Source organism: Capnocytophaga sp. oral taxon 903 (genome assembly GCF_013394785.1).
Classification (GTDB): domain Bacteria; phylum Bacteroidota; class Bacteroidia; order Flavobacteriales; family Flavobacteriaceae; genus Capnocytophaga; species Capnocytophaga ochracea.
The window spans coordinates 939,259-953,105 of sequence record NZ_JABXYW010000002.1 but is presented as its reverse complement, the minus strand read 5'-3'; the positions used below and the strand labels follow the sequence as shown (position 1 = coordinate 953,105).

13 protein-coding genes are annotated in these 13,847 nt (G+C 37.1%); 4 read left to right on the top strand and 9 right to left on the bottom strand.

The window, feature by feature from the left end; genetic code table 11:
- The first annotated feature begins 738 nt into the window (after positions 1 to 738).
- The gene (locus HW279_RS04005; protein WP_178958053.1) at positions 739 to 2,871 is read left to right on the top strand and encodes a family 65 glycosyl hydrolase domain-containing protein; all 2,133 of its coding nucleotides are present in this window, start codon (positions 739 to 741) and stop codon (positions 2,869 to 2,871) included.
- Here the strand turns inward: HW279_RS04005 and HW279_RS04000 are convergent.
- Together HW279_RS04000 and HW279_RS03995 are read right to left on the bottom strand one after the other, a co-directional pair.
- Complete coding sequence (locus HW279_RS04000; RefSeq protein WP_178958052.1) at positions 2,864 to 3,571, bottom strand: WG repeat-containing protein; 708 nt, start codon at positions 3,569 to 3,571, stop codon at positions 2,864 to 2,866. The two genes, HW279_RS04005 and HW279_RS04000, sit on opposite strands and share 8 nt — an antisense overlap.
- A 20-nt stretch (positions 3,572 to 3,591) precedes the next feature.
- Entirely contained in the window at positions 3,592 to 4,383 is a 792-nt protein-coding gene (locus HW279_RS03995; RefSeq protein ID WP_178958051.1) for a hypothetical protein, read from the bottom strand.
- A 181-nt stretch (positions 4,384 to 4,564) separates the two neighbouring features.
- On the opposite strand from HW279_RS03995, the gene HW279_RS03990 reads away from it, so the two are divergent.
- From HW279_RS03990 to HW279_RS03980, 3 genes are all read left to right on the top strand, one after another.
- Positions 4,565 to 4,897: a hypothetical protein gene (locus tag HW279_RS03990; RefSeq protein WP_178958050.1), complete on the top strand. Its 333-nt coding sequence runs from the start codon at positions 4,565 to 4,567 to the stop codon at positions 4,895 to 4,897.
- A 115-nt stretch (positions 4,898 to 5,012) separates the two neighbouring features.
- Positions 5,013 to 5,831: a class I SAM-dependent methyltransferase gene (locus tag HW279_RS03985; RefSeq protein WP_178958049.1), complete on the top strand. Its 819-nt coding sequence runs from the start codon at positions 5,013 to 5,015 to the stop codon at positions 5,829 to 5,831.
- A 385-nt stretch (positions 5,832 to 6,216) separates the two neighbouring features.
- Entirely contained in the window at positions 6,217 to 6,732 is a 516-nt protein-coding gene (locus tag HW279_RS03980) for an OmpH family outer membrane protein (RefSeq protein WP_178958048.1), read from the top strand.
- 98 nt (positions 6,733 to 6,830) lie between these two features.
- Here the strand turns inward: HW279_RS03980 and HW279_RS03975 are convergent, their stop codons facing one another.
- The 7 genes from HW279_RS03975 to HW279_RS03945 all read right to left on the bottom strand — a co-directional run bounded on the left by HW279_RS03975 (position 6,831) and on the right by HW279_RS03945 (position 13,800).
- On the bottom strand, positions 6,831 to 7,496 hold the full coding sequence (locus HW279_RS03975) for a LysE family translocator (RefSeq protein WP_178958047.1): 666 nt from the start codon (positions 7,494 to 7,496) through the stop codon (positions 6,831 to 6,833).
- Between the two features lie 122 nt (positions 7,497 to 7,618).
- Entirely contained in the window at positions 7,619 to 8,170 is a 552-nt protein-coding gene (locus HW279_RS03970) for a hypothetical protein (RefSeq protein ID WP_178958046.1), read from the bottom strand.
- A gap of 310 nt (positions 8,171 to 8,480) precedes the next feature.
- Positions 8,481 to 9,485 carry a hypothetical protein gene (locus HW279_RS03965; RefSeq protein ID WP_178958045.1) on the bottom strand — a complete coding sequence of 335 codons (1,005 nt, stop codon included), beginning with the start codon at positions 9,483 to 9,485 and terminating at the stop codon, positions 8,481 to 8,483.
- 177 nt (positions 9,486 to 9,662) lie between these two features.
- Complete coding sequence (rnr, locus tag HW279_RS03960; RefSeq protein ID WP_178958044.1) at positions 9,663 to 11,891, bottom strand: ribonuclease R; 2,229 nt, start codon at positions 11,889 to 11,891, stop codon at positions 9,663 to 9,665.
- 531 nt (positions 11,892 to 12,422) lie between these two features.
- Positions 12,423 to 12,617 (bottom strand): 30S ribosomal protein S21, encoded by a 195-nt coding sequence (gene rpsU, locus HW279_RS03955; protein WP_178958043.1) that lies wholly within the window; start codon positions 12,615 to 12,617, stop codon positions 12,423 to 12,425.
- A 101-nt stretch (positions 12,618 to 12,718) separates the two neighbouring features.
- A complete protein-coding gene (locus HW279_RS03950) occupies positions 12,719 to 13,291 on the bottom strand; it encodes a TatD family hydrolase (protein ID WP_178958042.1) in 573 nt (190 codons plus the stop codon).
- 29 nt (positions 13,292 to 13,320) lie between these two features.
- The gene (locus HW279_RS03945) at positions 13,321 to 13,800 is read right to left on the bottom strand and encodes a CAP domain-containing protein (RefSeq protein ID WP_178958041.1); all 480 of its coding nucleotides are present in this window, start codon (positions 13,798 to 13,800) and stop codon (positions 13,321 to 13,323) included.
- Positions 13,801 to 13,847: the final 47 nt, after the last annotated feature.

The window sequence follows — 13,847 nt, the reverse complement described above, 5'->3', positions numbered from 1 at the left end:
TAGAAAATGTAGGGGCAAAGGTAAGAAATAATACTGATAATGCCAAATAATGCCAATAATGCCAGAAATGCCAATAATACCAAATAATGCCAGAAATACTGATAATTAACTTTGCCAAAGGTGCGAGGTCGTAGCACGACAAGCAGGAAAATTAGTAAATGGGGAAGGGTTGAGGGGTTCGGAAGATATCGAAGAAGTTCGGAAGAGAGGAGGGAGGGTTTTTGGTGAAAAAAGGCTGTGAGGAGGGTGGGGTTAGCTTATAGAGAGCTTATAGGAAGCTTATACGAATCTTGGACGATTGGTATAGAAAGGGTGTATAAATAATTGATTAATAATATAATACAACAAGGCTAAAAATGGTAAAAAGAGGGTTTCGAGGCGAAAGAAAGAGAATCCTCACCCCGTTCACATACTCTCCTATTCGGAGACTTCTCCCAAGGAGAGGGGGAGTGTGTGGACGGAAAAAGGGAAATATGGTGACGGAAAAGGAGGAAGAGAAATTAGAGAATTAGCAAATTTGGAAATGAGCAAATGGAGAAGTGTAGGCTCTTAGGGAATAGGTAATAGGGGAAAATATGAAGGAAAAAGGGAATGTAGAGACGGAAAAAGTGAAGGTATGATGGAAAAGTGTAATGGTAATCATTATTGGGTAGGGTATTTATGAGCTAATTTTACAAATTTGCTCGTTTGCTAATTATCTTCTACCTTTGCACTTTAAACTTGTGAAGACTAATAGCTATGAACACGTGGAACATCATCGTAGAGGGCTTTAATAAAGCTGAGGTTACCAAACACGAAAGTATTTTCAGCCTCGGAAATGGGGCTATGGGAATGCGCGCTAACTTTGAAGAGGACTATACGGGCGATACACTTCAAGGGAGCTACATCGGTGGGGTGTATTACCCCGATAAAACCCGAGTGGGCTGGTGGAAAAACGGCTACCCTGAGTACTTTGCCAAAGTGCTCAATGCGCCCAGCTGGATAGGACTGCACATCAAAATAGACGGGGAACTATTAGACTTAAACACTTGTTTGGAGGTAAAAAACTTCTGCCGACAACTGAATATGAAAGAGGGTTGGTACGAGCGAAGGTTTACGGCTACGCTTCGTAACGGTGTGGAAATTGCTGTAAAAGTGGTGCGTTTGCTCTCGTTGCGTTATGATAAAGTAGGGGCTTTACGTTATGAGATTAGTCCTCTTAATGCTGATACTTCCATAGAAATAGAAAGCTACTTAGACAGTGGTATTAAGAATAATGATGCTAACTGGGACGAGCATTTTTGGAATACTTTGGAAATTTCTTCGGAAAACAACTGCGCTACTATACTTGCTGAAACTAAAAAGACAGCCTTTAAAGTGCAAACCTTTATGGAAAATCATCTTTTTATAGAAGGAAAAGAACTGAATATCAGTGGAAAAGAAAATAGAAAGGAGAACTATATAGGGTTGCAGTATGAAGTAACTGTTAAGCAAAACCAAACCTTTCGTATTGAAAAATATGGTGGCTATACACCTTTGACAAAGTCTAAAACTTTGTCAAAGGTGCGAGACGCACAGGCATTAACATTTGAGGGGTTATTGGAGATGCAGAAAGAAGATTGGGCGGCGATATGGGAGATATCGGATATTGTGATTGAAGGTGATGAGAAAGCGCAACAAGGTATCCGGTTTAATATCTTTCAGCTCAACCAAACGTATCAGGGGAAGTATGCTCATTTGAACATAGGACCTAAGGGTTTTACGGGGGAAAAGTACGGTGGTAGTACCTATTGGGATACTGAGGCTTATTGCCTGCCTTTTTATATGGCTACCAAAGGCGCGGAAGTAGCTCGCAATCTGCTGTTGTACCGCTATAAACAGTTGCCACAAGCTATTGAAAACGCCCAGAAACTCGGTTTTACTGGCGGGGCTGCGCTCTACCCTATGGTAACGATGAACGGTGAAGAGTGCCATAATGAATGGGAAATTACCTTTGAAGAAATACACCGCAACGGGGCGATTGCTTTTGCGATTTATAACTATACACGTTATACGGGCGATGAGTCGTACCTCAAAGAATATGGAATGGAAGTGCTTATTGCTATTGCGCGTTTTTGGGCACAGAGGGTCAATTTTTCAGAAGAAAAGAAACAGTACGTAATCTTAGGGGTGACAGGTCCTAATGAGTATGAAAACAATGTGAACAATAATTTCTATACGAACTATCTCGCCTCTTGGTGTTTGAGTTATGCAGCGACTATGGCACTGAAATACAAGAGCGAAAAGCAATGGGTGACTATTAAAGAAGTGAAGGAGTGGAGTGATATTGTGGAACATATGTACTTGCCTTATAGCGAAAAGTATGATGTATACTTGCAACAAGACGGTTTTTTGGATAAAGACCTCAAGCCTGTAAGTGCCATTCCTACTAAGGAACGTCCGCTCAACCAACATTGGTCGTGGGATAGAATATTGCGTTCGCCTTATATCAAACAGGCAGATACGTTACAGGGGTTTTATTTCTTTGAAGAGCGATTTACCAAAGAACAACTCCAAAAGCACTATGAGTTTTATGAGCCTTTTACCGTACACGAGTCGTCACTCTCACCTTGTGTGCATAGTGTACTCGCCTCGGCGTTAGGGAAGACAGAGGAAGCCTACGCGCTCTACCTGCGTACAGCTCGGCTTGATTTGGACGACTACAACAAGGAGGTACACGAAGGGTTACACATCACCTCGATGGCAGGCACGTGGCTCAGCATTGTAGAGGGCTTTGCTGGTATGCGTGTAAAGAACGGCGTACTAACGTTTACGCCTCGCTTGCCTAAACAATGGAAGCGTTTGTCGTTTAAAGTGATATTTAGAGGAGAGGTAAAAGAAGTGATTATTTAAATGACAAAAGATTACCTTCTTTATCTATATTTACCTCTCTGCCTTTCTTTATGAGGATATAGTAATAATCTTCCCATTCCTCATTGCTTTTAGTATAGGGTTCAGCCTGTTCATATTCAAAAGGAATGATTGCATTACCGAGATTATCAATCATTCCCCACTTACCTTTATACTTCACCATTGCCTTTTTACTATCGTTAAAATCATCAGCGTCATCATATACAAAAGGCAATACCACTTTACCTTTAAGATTTAAATAACCATACTTATTACCTTGCTTAGCACGAGCCAGACCACCGAAAAAGAGATCTATTTCGTCATACCAAGGGGTGAGTGTTTCGTTATTAGTACTGAGGAGTTTTTTCTTATCATTAAGTTGTACAATAAAAACACCTTCGGAATACGAAATAAAATTATACTGAGCAGGAATGAGTTCTTCACCCGAAGGGCGTATCACCCCATATAAATTATTAATAGTAACATCATAAAAAGGTATTTCGGCAGAAGGGTAGATGTTGATATAATCATATTTCAAAGGTGCTACGACGGTACCTTCAGCATTTACGAGTCCGTATTTATTATCTTTTCTTACCATTGAAATTCCGTTTTGAGGCGGATATACTTCATCGTATTTTCTGCGCCAATCGGTATTACAAGCCGTACAGAATAAAACTAAAGTAATAATAAATAGTCTTTTCATAAGTGTATATATTTTTAATGTTAGTATTTAATTTCTCTTTCTGTAAATCCTACGATATATCCATTGACGAATATAATGCGAGTAACCCAATTACCTTGTTTATCAAAAGTATGTTCAAACTTCTGGTTATTTACGCCGGTAGGAATACCTTTTTTATCATATGTATAATGCATTACATCGGGTTTGGTGTTTCCCTCAGCAATACTGCGTTCCACTACCCTACCCTCACGGTCGTAACGCACTGAGATGCGCATCTCGGTAGGTGGATTTCCTTCGGTTACCATTTTGAGCAAAGTGCGTTGGTTATTTTTATCAAACTCCTGGAATACCTTCGCTTTGCTATCGGGTGTTACTAAGAGACCTTCGGTAGGGTTACCGTTGGCGTCCCACTTGTTAAAAGTATAGGTTTGTGTAGGCGAAGCGCTACCCTCCATCATTGTACGATATGTTACTAAATGCCCTTGGTTATTATATTCATAGAGTCCTGTAGAACTCTGTATACCTCCGTGAGCCACTCTCAATATTTTCACTTGTAGAGGTTTTTGCTCAGCATTGTAAACATAGTCGTAACGCAAAGTAATACCACTGTATTTTTGTTCTAACTGCAAGGAGTTTCCTTCTTTATTAAATTCATAATAATTTTCGGTTGCAAGACGTTTTTGTTTAAGGTTTCCTTGAAAGACGTCATAAGTACGTTCGGTAAGGGCTTTTACTTTACCATTGAGTTCTTTCTCCAAACGTGTAGCTGGAGTATTGATAATTTGTGCCATTCCGATAAAAGGAAATAACAACAGGATTAAAAACTTTTTCATACTGATATATTATTATTTTACGCCGACAAAGGTAATAAATATTTTTAAATAAAGCTATATATTCAATTCATAAATGTTCCACGTGGAACATTTATGAATTAACGATTGGGAATTGATAATTAACAATTCATTTGTTTATCTGCTATTTTCTCACTACTTTTGCCACATACTTTTTACTTATATGAATCGGTTTATAGTAAACAGATATTTAGTACCTAAGGGTTTTAGTGGTATTACCCTCTACCCCTTTATATTTACTAACGATCCCAAACTACTAAAAGATGCACAATTCATCAACCACGAACGTATACATTTAGCTCAGCAACGAGAACTCTTGGTGATATTTTTCTATATATGGTATCTTGTGGATTTCATACTGAAATATATTAAGTATAAAGATAAGAAGAGAGCTTACCAAAATATCATCTTTGAACGTGAAGCGTACGAGAATGATTATAACCTTGAATATTTGAAGAAGAGAAAATTGTTTGCTTTCTTACGAGGTAAAAGGTAACAAGTAAAAGGTAAAAAGTAAGTATATAAGAAATGTTCCACGTGGAACATTATCAATTGATAATTCACAATTGATAATTGACAAGTAATGACTAACGACTAAACACTAACAACTAATGACAATTAAAGATTACAGCGTATCACAAGAGGATTTTACCCTCGTATATGATTCAGTATTAAAACTTTACCGCACTACTCCCCTACCTAATGACCTTAAAAAATACTATGAGAGTGAGGATTATATTTCGCATACAGACAGTCGCAAAACACTATTTGATAAACTCTACCAATGGGTGAAAAGTTATAACTTAAAGCACAAAATAAAACTCATCAAACAATACAAAAAAGGAAATGTTCGTCTGCTTGATATAGGTGCAGGTACAGGCGACTTTGTGCATAGTGGTAAAAAGTATGCACATTGGGAGACTATGGGCATAGAGCCCAGCGAGAAAGCACGTACCAAAGCAAAAGAAAAAGGAGTTTTGTTAGAAGCTGATTTTAGCAACCTCCTCCCCCACTCTTTTGATGTGATTACTATGTGGCACGTATTGGAACACGTACCCGATGTAACACAAGAAATACAGCTCATCAGTAACTTACTGAAAGAAGGTGGTTTAGCGGTTATAGCTGTACCTAACTATCGTTCGTGGGACGCACAGCACTACGGAGCGTACTGGGCAGCTTATGATGTACCCCGACACTTATGGCATTTTTCTAAGGATAGCATCGAACAGCTTTTTGCCAAAGAAGGTTTTGAGTTGCTTGCCACCCACCCTATGCTTTTTGATGCCTTCTATGTGAGTATGCTTTCTGAACAATACAAAACCGGTAAGAAATCATTTCTCAAAGGATTCCTTAACGGACTCCGTTCTAACTACTACGGTTGGCTCAAAGGAGAATACTCATCACAAATTTACATTTTAGGTAAGAAGTAAGAGATAAGAGGTAAGACTTACCTATTTTTAATATTTTTGAAGCTAAAAATAGCAAAAACTTCAAATAAGGAGTTTTTACGATACTTCTCCCCTATCAATAACTAAGTATATCACTTTTTAAAAATAACGCTTAAAAACGGCTGTAATAAAGTCGGTTTTAATAAAGTATTTTTATAGATTTTTATTTTAAAATAGAAAATGATTATTCTTAGGAAATAGAAGTTTCACGTGGAACAATGAAAGATGAATGACGAGTGACGAATGACGAATGACGAGTGACGAGAAATAGTATTTTATTTTTTTAACAACAAAATTAAAAAATATTTCATTTACACACAAAACTTTCTTATTTTTGCGACCTGAATTGAATTAAACATTATAGAAAATGAAAAAACTCATATTAACAGGCGTAGCAATCCTCACTCTTACTGCCTGCACCGATAAGGTGGCTTTCGTGGATAACAGCAAACTCTTAAATGAGTACCAAGAGAAAAAAGACATCGAGGCTAAATTGAAAACTGAAGTTGATGCCTATAAGAAAAAACGCGATAGTATTTCGGTAGCGTTCCAAACTGAAGCACGTGCTTTCGACGCTCAGGCTAAAACCCTCCCTCAAAACGTAGCTCAGAAAAAATACAACGAGTTGATGCAAAAGAGTCAGATATTGCAACAACACTTGCAACAAGAAGAAGAAAGATTGCAATTGGAAAGCCAAACTCAAATGGATTCTCTACTTAGCAAAGTGAAGAAAAACATTAAAGAATATGGCAAACAAAAAGGCTATACCTTTATCCTTGGTGCTAACGACGGCGGTAGCGTGCTCTATGGTTCTGATAACAAAGATATTACTAAAGAAGTTACTGAATACTTGAACAATCAATATAAATCAGGTAAGAAGTAACAGGTAACAGGTTTCAGGAGACAGGAATCAGAAATTAGAATTGTAATTATAGACTTTGTCAAGGTTTTAAGACTTTGGCAAAGTTTTTTTATTGATAGCTAATTAGTTAATTGTAATACATTAGGAAAGAAGGCTTGGAGTATTAGGAAAACTCCAAAGACTAACAATATAATGCTAATCGCGCGTTTGATTTTGTAGATATGAAAAGCGGTAAGTCGGTTTTTAAGTTTCTTAGCAATGAGAATTTTAACGATATCTATACCAAAGTATACTAAAATAATAGAAGTAAAAAATACGAATATCCTACTGGCATTCATATCGAGTTTAGGACCAAAAACGATGATAATTCCTAACCAAAAACCTAAAACCCCTATGTTGATGAAATTCAGTAGAAAACCTTTAATAAAGAGGGCTACATAGTTCACTTTTTCAGCTACTTGCAAGTGCGCATTCTCCTTATTGTCCATTGTTTTCTTGAAATCTTTTTTCAGTTTGATAAATGAGATAAGTCCGTAGACTACCATTATAAGTCCGCCAGCAAAGAAGAGTTTAGGGTCGTCCTTAATTTCGCGCAACAGACTGCTGGTAGTGAAATAGACAATGAGAATGAAGACAGCATCGGCTAATACTACCCCCGAATTGAAAGCAATAGCTGCCCTAAATCCTTTGGTAATAGCTGTTTCCAGCAATACAAAGAAGACAGGACCTATGGTAAAAGCTAACAACAAGCCTAAAGGTAATGCAAGCAATACATCCGCAAACATCTATTTCTACCTAAAATTTGATTAATTGCACAAAAGTACTAAAAAACTGCTGAATCACAAAAAATAAGGGAGAAGTTTTTAGTACCTCTCCCCTACTCTATTGGTATTGTGATAATTATTAACTATGGTTTGATAACCTCATTTACTTGTTTTAGAGTTTCTTCATCTTTCAAATCAACTAATTCTTTAAGGTCTTTAGAAAGATAGAAAGCTTTTACATCAGGTACATAAACTAAATAATTATCGATACCCTCAGTATAATAATTAGAAAGCAATTGCTTAAAATTACTAACTCCATTACAAGTTTTTTCTAAATCCTCACCATCATTATTTACATAAAATACGGTATAATTATCTTTTTGATTGCGAGAAACTTTTTGGTTTTCGTACTTGCCAGCAACATCAAAACCTACACCCCAGCTTGATTCAGCAATGATACTTGACAAGAAAGTGATGGTATTGTCATCTTTGTTTAATTTGTATGAGACAAGTAATACTTTCTCATTTGGAACAAAGTCTACTGATTTCTCTGATACAGTTTCAAAGAACTCTTTATAAGTCATTGACTTATTTTTCAAATCTTGCAATGGTTCTTCATTTTTTTCCTTAGAGCAAGACACCAATGCTACTACAAAAAATAGCACAAAAAACGAAATTTTTATTATCCCTTTCATACTAATTTAATTTTAAATTATTAATTTAATTTTCTTTGCACGTTCTTTTTTATGAAGACAGTAACCCGTAGCTCAGTTAGGGGAAGCCATTTTTAAGGAAAAATCCTCACTATATTTTATTTATAGAAGAAAACAACAAAATATATCTCCAAAGGAAATAATATCAATATCAGTCATAGGCATAGAGATTAGGATTAGTTGAGGCAAAAGTACATCATTTTTATATAATTTCCAAATATATTGTAACTTTCAAGAAGGTGTCCGAAAAGTTTTATTTATGTGGACGTTTGCAAAACGTCCATTAAAAAGTTTAGTTCTTCAGATGTTTTAACAGAACATACCGCATTGCGTCGTAGAAAAGAGCAGTGGATAAATGTCCTGTATTCCAAATTTCTACTTTTAGATTTCCATAAGCGGGAGCGTGCTCGTGAAGTGGTAAAAACAAATCATAGCGAGCCATAACCGGAAATACATTTTGGGATTGATTTTCTTGCCATTGGGCTGAGAAATTTAAGTGATGTGTAATGATTTTGTTTCGCTCGATTTCGCTTTCAGTAGCCTTTTTCTTTGGGAAAATAAAAAACTTTTCGTGTGCCACTGTTCCTACTATCGGCACATAGAAATCTGCCGAATTATATGCCACTCGATGCCTGTTTGTTATCACAGCCCCCAAGCTGAATCCGCCAATTTCGATAGTCTGTACTCCTTTTTGTCGTAAAGTGTGAATCAACTTTTCGGTCAATTTCACACTTGTTGCCATCGTTGCCATAAAGGTCGATAGGTTCGCTGTGCCCTGTCTCAAAGCCCCTTTTTGCTTGTGAAAAGGAGTTCGGACTACGATTAGGTTTATACCTAAATCGTTCAGTATCGCTTTTTTGAAAATCTTAGAAAAAATCCCGTAAAAAGGATATTCCGATGCTCCGTGATGAAAAATGAGTGTATTAGAAGTGTCTGAATCCCATTTGTATACTAAAAATGCGGGATCTAAGACACCTGCTTTGGTAGAAGCTTTTACCTCGTATAATCCTTCTCTGTTCCAATCGGGAATTTCTAAATTTATAGTTTCTAAGTGTTCTGTAAAATCGGCTGTTTCCACTCCGTTAGGAAAATAAACAAGTTCGGAATAAGCTACTTTGTCTACCAAAAAATTCAGATTAAAGGCAGGAATTTCTTTTTTAATCGCAGAATCCGATGCTTGTACGAATGTTTTATCTATTTTTTCGTAAGATGGATTCCGAAACAACCACAGAAGACCGATTGCTAAGAAAATAATAACTGACAATAAAAATAAATATATCATCTTTTTGATTTTCATTGTTTTCAAATTTGTAAGGACGTTTGCAGCACATACCCAGCCAGCGATGGCTTTCCTACATAACATATTCTAAAAGTAATTGATTATCAGAGTAGTAAAATTTGTCAAAGGTACGAGCCGTACGGGCAAAAAACTTTGGCAAAGTATACGATGTAAAAACTGCTTGTCGTGCTACGATTAATCAATCAGTTCAAAATCTAATTGCTTTTTCATCAGGTCGGTGTTTTTCACACGTATCATTACTTCATCGCCAAGCTGATAGGTTTTGCCAGTGGCTTGTCCTACCAAGGCGTATTGTTGTTCGTCGAAAGTGTAATAATCGTCTTTGATGTCGCGAGCGCGTACCAATCCTTCGCATTTGTTGACCGTAATTTCTACATAAATACCCCATTCGGTTACACCCGAAATCACTCCTGCAAACTGCTGGTTTTTATGCGCTTCCATATATTTCACCTGCATATATTTGATAGAATCACGCTCGGCTGAGGCTGCTAAACTCTCCATTTGTGACGAGTGTTTGCATTTGGTTTCATATTCGGCTTCGGGTTGTGAAGGGGCGTTATCTAAATAGAGTTGCAAAAGACGGTGTACCATCACATCGGGATAACGGCGTATAGGCGAAGTGAAATGGGTATAATACTCAAACGCCAAACCATAGTGTCCTATGTTTTTAGTAGTATAAGTAGCTTTTGCCATTGAACGTATTGCCAAAGTATCTACTAAGTTTTGTTCTTTTTTGCCTTTTACTTCTTCTAAGAGATTATTAAGTGAATCGGTAGTAGTTTGGCGGTTTTTCAAATCTAAATTATAGCCAAATCGGTTAATAATTGTATTGAACTGTTGGAGTTTATCAGCATCGGGTTCATCGTGTACGCGGTATACGAAAGTCTTTTTCATTTTGGCTACGTACTCGGCTACTTTTCTGTTAGCCAATAACATAAACTCTTCAATCAGTTTGTTGGCTTCCTTGCTTTCTTTGAAATATACCCTTATAGGGTCGCCATTCTCATCGAGGTTGAATTTCACTTCCACTTTATCAAAAGTAATAGCTCCTAAACGCATACGCTTACTGCGCAATTTTTCGGCTAAAGTATTGAGCGTGAGAATAGCCTTTACCACATTGGCAGGTACTGTACGCTCTTTATCGGTAATAGAAGTTTCAGCAGGAATGGTGTACCCCTCCCCTACTTTGGCTTGTTCTATTACTGATTGTGCTTCTTCGTAAGCAAACCTAAATGATGAGTGTGTTACAGTACGTCCTATCCAAATATTTACCACTTCGGCTTTCTTATTCATCTCAAAGACTGCTGAAAAGGTATATTTATCTTCATCGGGACGGAGTGAACAAGCGAAGTTACAGAGCATTTCGGGTAACATTGGCACTACCCTATCTACCAAATATACTGAAGTAGCTCGGTTGTAAGCCTCTTCATCTAATATAGTACCTTCTTTCACATAGTGCGATACATCGGCGATGTGTACCCCTATCTCGTAATTACCATTCTCTAACAATTTGAACGACAGTGCATCATCAAAGTCTTTTGCGTCGCGAGGGTCAATAGTAAAAGTGAGGGTTTCACGCATATCACGACGACGGGCGATTTCTTCTTCAGTAATAGAAAGGTCTAACTTTTTAGCAAAGGCTTCTACCTCTTCTGGATAGGTATAGGGCAGACCGTATTCGGCTAAGATAGAGTGCATTTCAGTAGTTTGCTCCCCTGGTTTGCCGAGTATCTGTTCCACTACCCCCATAGGAGAATCACTTTTGTCTTTCCAATCTTCTATGCGTACAATTACACGGTCGCCGTCCTGAGCGCCGTTGAGTTTGTCTTTCAACACAAAGAAATCAGTATACATACGGGCATCGGTAGGGACGACAAAGGCAAAGTTCTTGTGCATTTGCACAGTACCTACAAAGCGCACTTTGTTACGTTCTAACACCTTACTAATCTCTCCTTCCATCTTATTGCGATTTCTAAAACGAGGAAATACATACACTTCCACCAAATCGCCGTGGAGGGCTTTGTTTAGAAAATTCTGTGCTACAAAAATGTCGTTGTCTAAACCATCAACTATTACATAACCATTACCGCGCGCACTCACATCAAGCGTACCTACATAATAGTGTTGCATAGGGATAGCTTGGTACTTTCCACGGTCGATTTCTACAATGCGTTTTTTTTCTTTCAGTTGTACGAGTTGTTTCACCAACATATCACGACGTGGTGCATCGGTAATGTGGAGTTTGGCAGCGATTTGCTTGTAATTAAAGCTCTCTTCGGGGTGTTCTTGTAACACCGAGAAAATCGCTTTGATAAGCTCTTGCTTGTTGCGTTTAGCTAAACTCTTATTCTTTTTAGGTTTTCCTGATTTGCCTTGTTTTTGAGTTTTATTTGTTTTTTTCATATTGCAAAAGTAAATATTTTTGAGTTATCAACAATCACCAAATTATAAATTGAAAAAGATTTCTTTCTAAAAAAAGAAGGGTTATTATTATGATGACGTTCATAAGAGGGATAAAATTAGGCTGAAAAACTTGCTTTTTTCAGTTTAAGGATATTATGATTAGTTATCAACAATAAAAAGTGATTTACAGTTTTTTAAATGAATATTTTAAGCAAAATTGTTGATAACTCTTTTTGATATTATGCACAACTTTTTGTTGAGAACTTTTCATTGGGCAGATTGTTCATAACTGACAAAAAGTAGTGGATATTTTATAAGAAATAAATTTGCTTTTTTCATCTTCATTTTTGTATACACAGAAAACATAAAAGAGCAAATATTTTAGTGTTTTTTCTTCCTCAAGTTATGCACAATTTAAGAATGGACAATGAACAATACCGATAAGGATAATGAACAACACTTAAATAAAAAAAATAGGAACGAATATTATCCGTTCCTACTTTAAAAAAAATTGAATATCTCCACAATGAACTATACTTCTTCTTGATCTTTCAAGTGCTGAATGTATTGTGCTTTTTGGATTTCGGCTCTTCTGCGTACAGAAGGTTTAGTGAAATGTTGTCTTTCACGTAGTTCACGTACTACACCTATACGGTCGAATTTGCGTTTATAACGTTTTAAAGCTTTATCGATGCTTTCTCCGTCTTTTAAAGGAATTATTAACATAAAGATACACCCCCTTTCAATTTTCAGGGCGCAAAGATATGAAGTAATTAGCAAACGAGCAAATTTTTTAAGTAGAAAATTTTAGATTTAAGTTTTAGACCTTAGATAAGTCCGGCTTGTTCGACTTGTTTGATAACTAATGGTTGAATACTGTCATCACTTTCAAAAAACCGGTATTCAGGGGGGATTTTCTTAAAGACTTCTTGCAATTGATGAGAATAGAGTAGGGGAGTGCCAAAAGAAATAGCAATGCCGTGAACGATGAGCTCTTGTGCTACTTTTAGGTTTTTTCTGAAGCCGTGCAATATCCATAACTGTTGTGAGTGGGTGCGCTTGCGGAGTTGTATTACCTCGGCATAAGCTTTCACACAGTGAATGATAAGTGGGAGCTCTAAACTTTCGGCTAATTCTATGTGCCTTAAAAAGATTTCTTGTTGTAAGGATAGGGGAGAGGTAACGTTCTTATCGAGGCCACATTCACCTATAGCCCAACAATTGAAGTGCTGGGCTAAGGGTATGAGTGCATTCCACTGCGCCTCAAAATCGTTTAAAAACCAAGGGTGAATACCTACTGAGAAAGGTTCGCTGGTATCGGCGGTAAGTGGATACTGATTGCGAATCACCAAAGTATCGGAAGTTGAGTGCTGGGTATGCGAATGAACGTCGAGATACATTGTTTTAAGAGTTAGGAAGCAGTTAAAAATTAAGGAAGAGGAGCAGCGAAGAGTAGCGTCCAATACTTACCGCTACGAGCAGCACCAACTTCAGTAACTTGGGCATTCATAATATTAGCGCAGTGTAAAGGACTTTCAAGCCAACTTTTCATCACTTCTTCTTCATTTTGTTGTCCCATAGCTACATTTTCAGCAAACATAGTACATTTATAGCCTGCCTTGATAAGTCTTTCTTTAGGACCTTGTCCGTTTTTACTATAGTGAGTTAATTCGTTGCGTTTAAGCATATCGTCACTATGGGCTTTGGCTACTTTTTCTATTGTTTTATTTCTCTTTACAGGAGGTACGGGTTTATAATAATTACTACCACAATTGCAGCCTTTTTGTCGTTGCTGATTGATAAGGGTGAGCATCTTTTCAGAGTTCAAACCTGTGGTCTCACTATCTTGTGATTTACTACATTGTAGCGATAGGAGCGCTAAGAATAAAAAGAATAGTTTTTTCATCATTGATATTTAATATTTTTCTTTGTTCTTTAACTGTTTTAACTAGATTT

Excerpts from the sequence above, each read along its gene's own strand:
- HW279_RS04005 (WP_178958053.1), top strand. The coding sequence starts at position 739 with ATGAACACGTGGAACATCATCGTAGAGGGCTTTAATAAAGCTGAGGTT.
- HW279_RS04000 (WP_178958052.1), bottom strand. The coding sequence starts at position 3,571 with ATGAAAAGACTATTTATTATTACTTTAGTTTTATTCTGTACGGCTTGT.
- HW279_RS03995 (WP_178958051.1), bottom strand. The coding sequence starts at position 4,383 with ATGAAAAAGTTTTTAATCCTGTTGTTATTTCCTTTTATCGGAATGGCA.
- HW279_RS03990 (WP_178958050.1), top strand. The coding sequence starts at position 4,565 with ATGAATCGGTTTATAGTAAACAGATATTTAGTACCTAAGGGTTTTAGT.
- HW279_RS03985 (WP_178958049.1), top strand. The coding sequence starts at position 5,013 with ATGACAATTAAAGATTACAGCGTATCACAAGAGGATTTTACCCTCGTA.
- HW279_RS03980 (WP_178958048.1), top strand. The coding sequence starts at position 6,217 with ATGAAAAAACTCATATTAACAGGCGTAGCAATCCTCACTCTTACTGCC.
- HW279_RS03975 (WP_178958047.1), bottom strand. The coding sequence starts at position 7,496 with ATGTTTGCGGATGTATTGCTTGCATTACCTTTAGGCTTGTTGTTAGCT.
- HW279_RS03970 (WP_178958046.1), bottom strand. The coding sequence starts at position 8,170 with ATGAAAGGGATAATAAAAATTTCGTTTTTTGTGCTATTTTTTGTAGTA.
- HW279_RS03965 (WP_178958045.1), bottom strand. The coding sequence starts at position 9,485 with ATGAAAATCAAAAAGATGATATATTTATTTTTATTGTCAGTTATTATT.
- rnr (WP_178958044.1), bottom strand. The coding sequence starts at position 11,891 with ATGAAAAAAACAAATAAAACTCAAAAACAAGGCAAATCAGGAAAACCT.
- rpsU (WP_178958043.1), bottom strand. The coding sequence starts at position 12,617 with ATGTTAATAATTCCTTTAAAAGACGGAGAAAGCATCGATAAAGCTTTA.
- HW279_RS03950 (WP_178958042.1), bottom strand. The coding sequence starts at position 13,291 with ATGTATCTCGACGTTCATTCGCATACCCAGCACTCAACTTCCGATACT.
- HW279_RS03945 (WP_178958041.1), bottom strand. The coding sequence starts at position 13,800 with ATGATGAAAAAACTATTCTTTTTATTCTTAGCGCTCCTATCGCTACAA.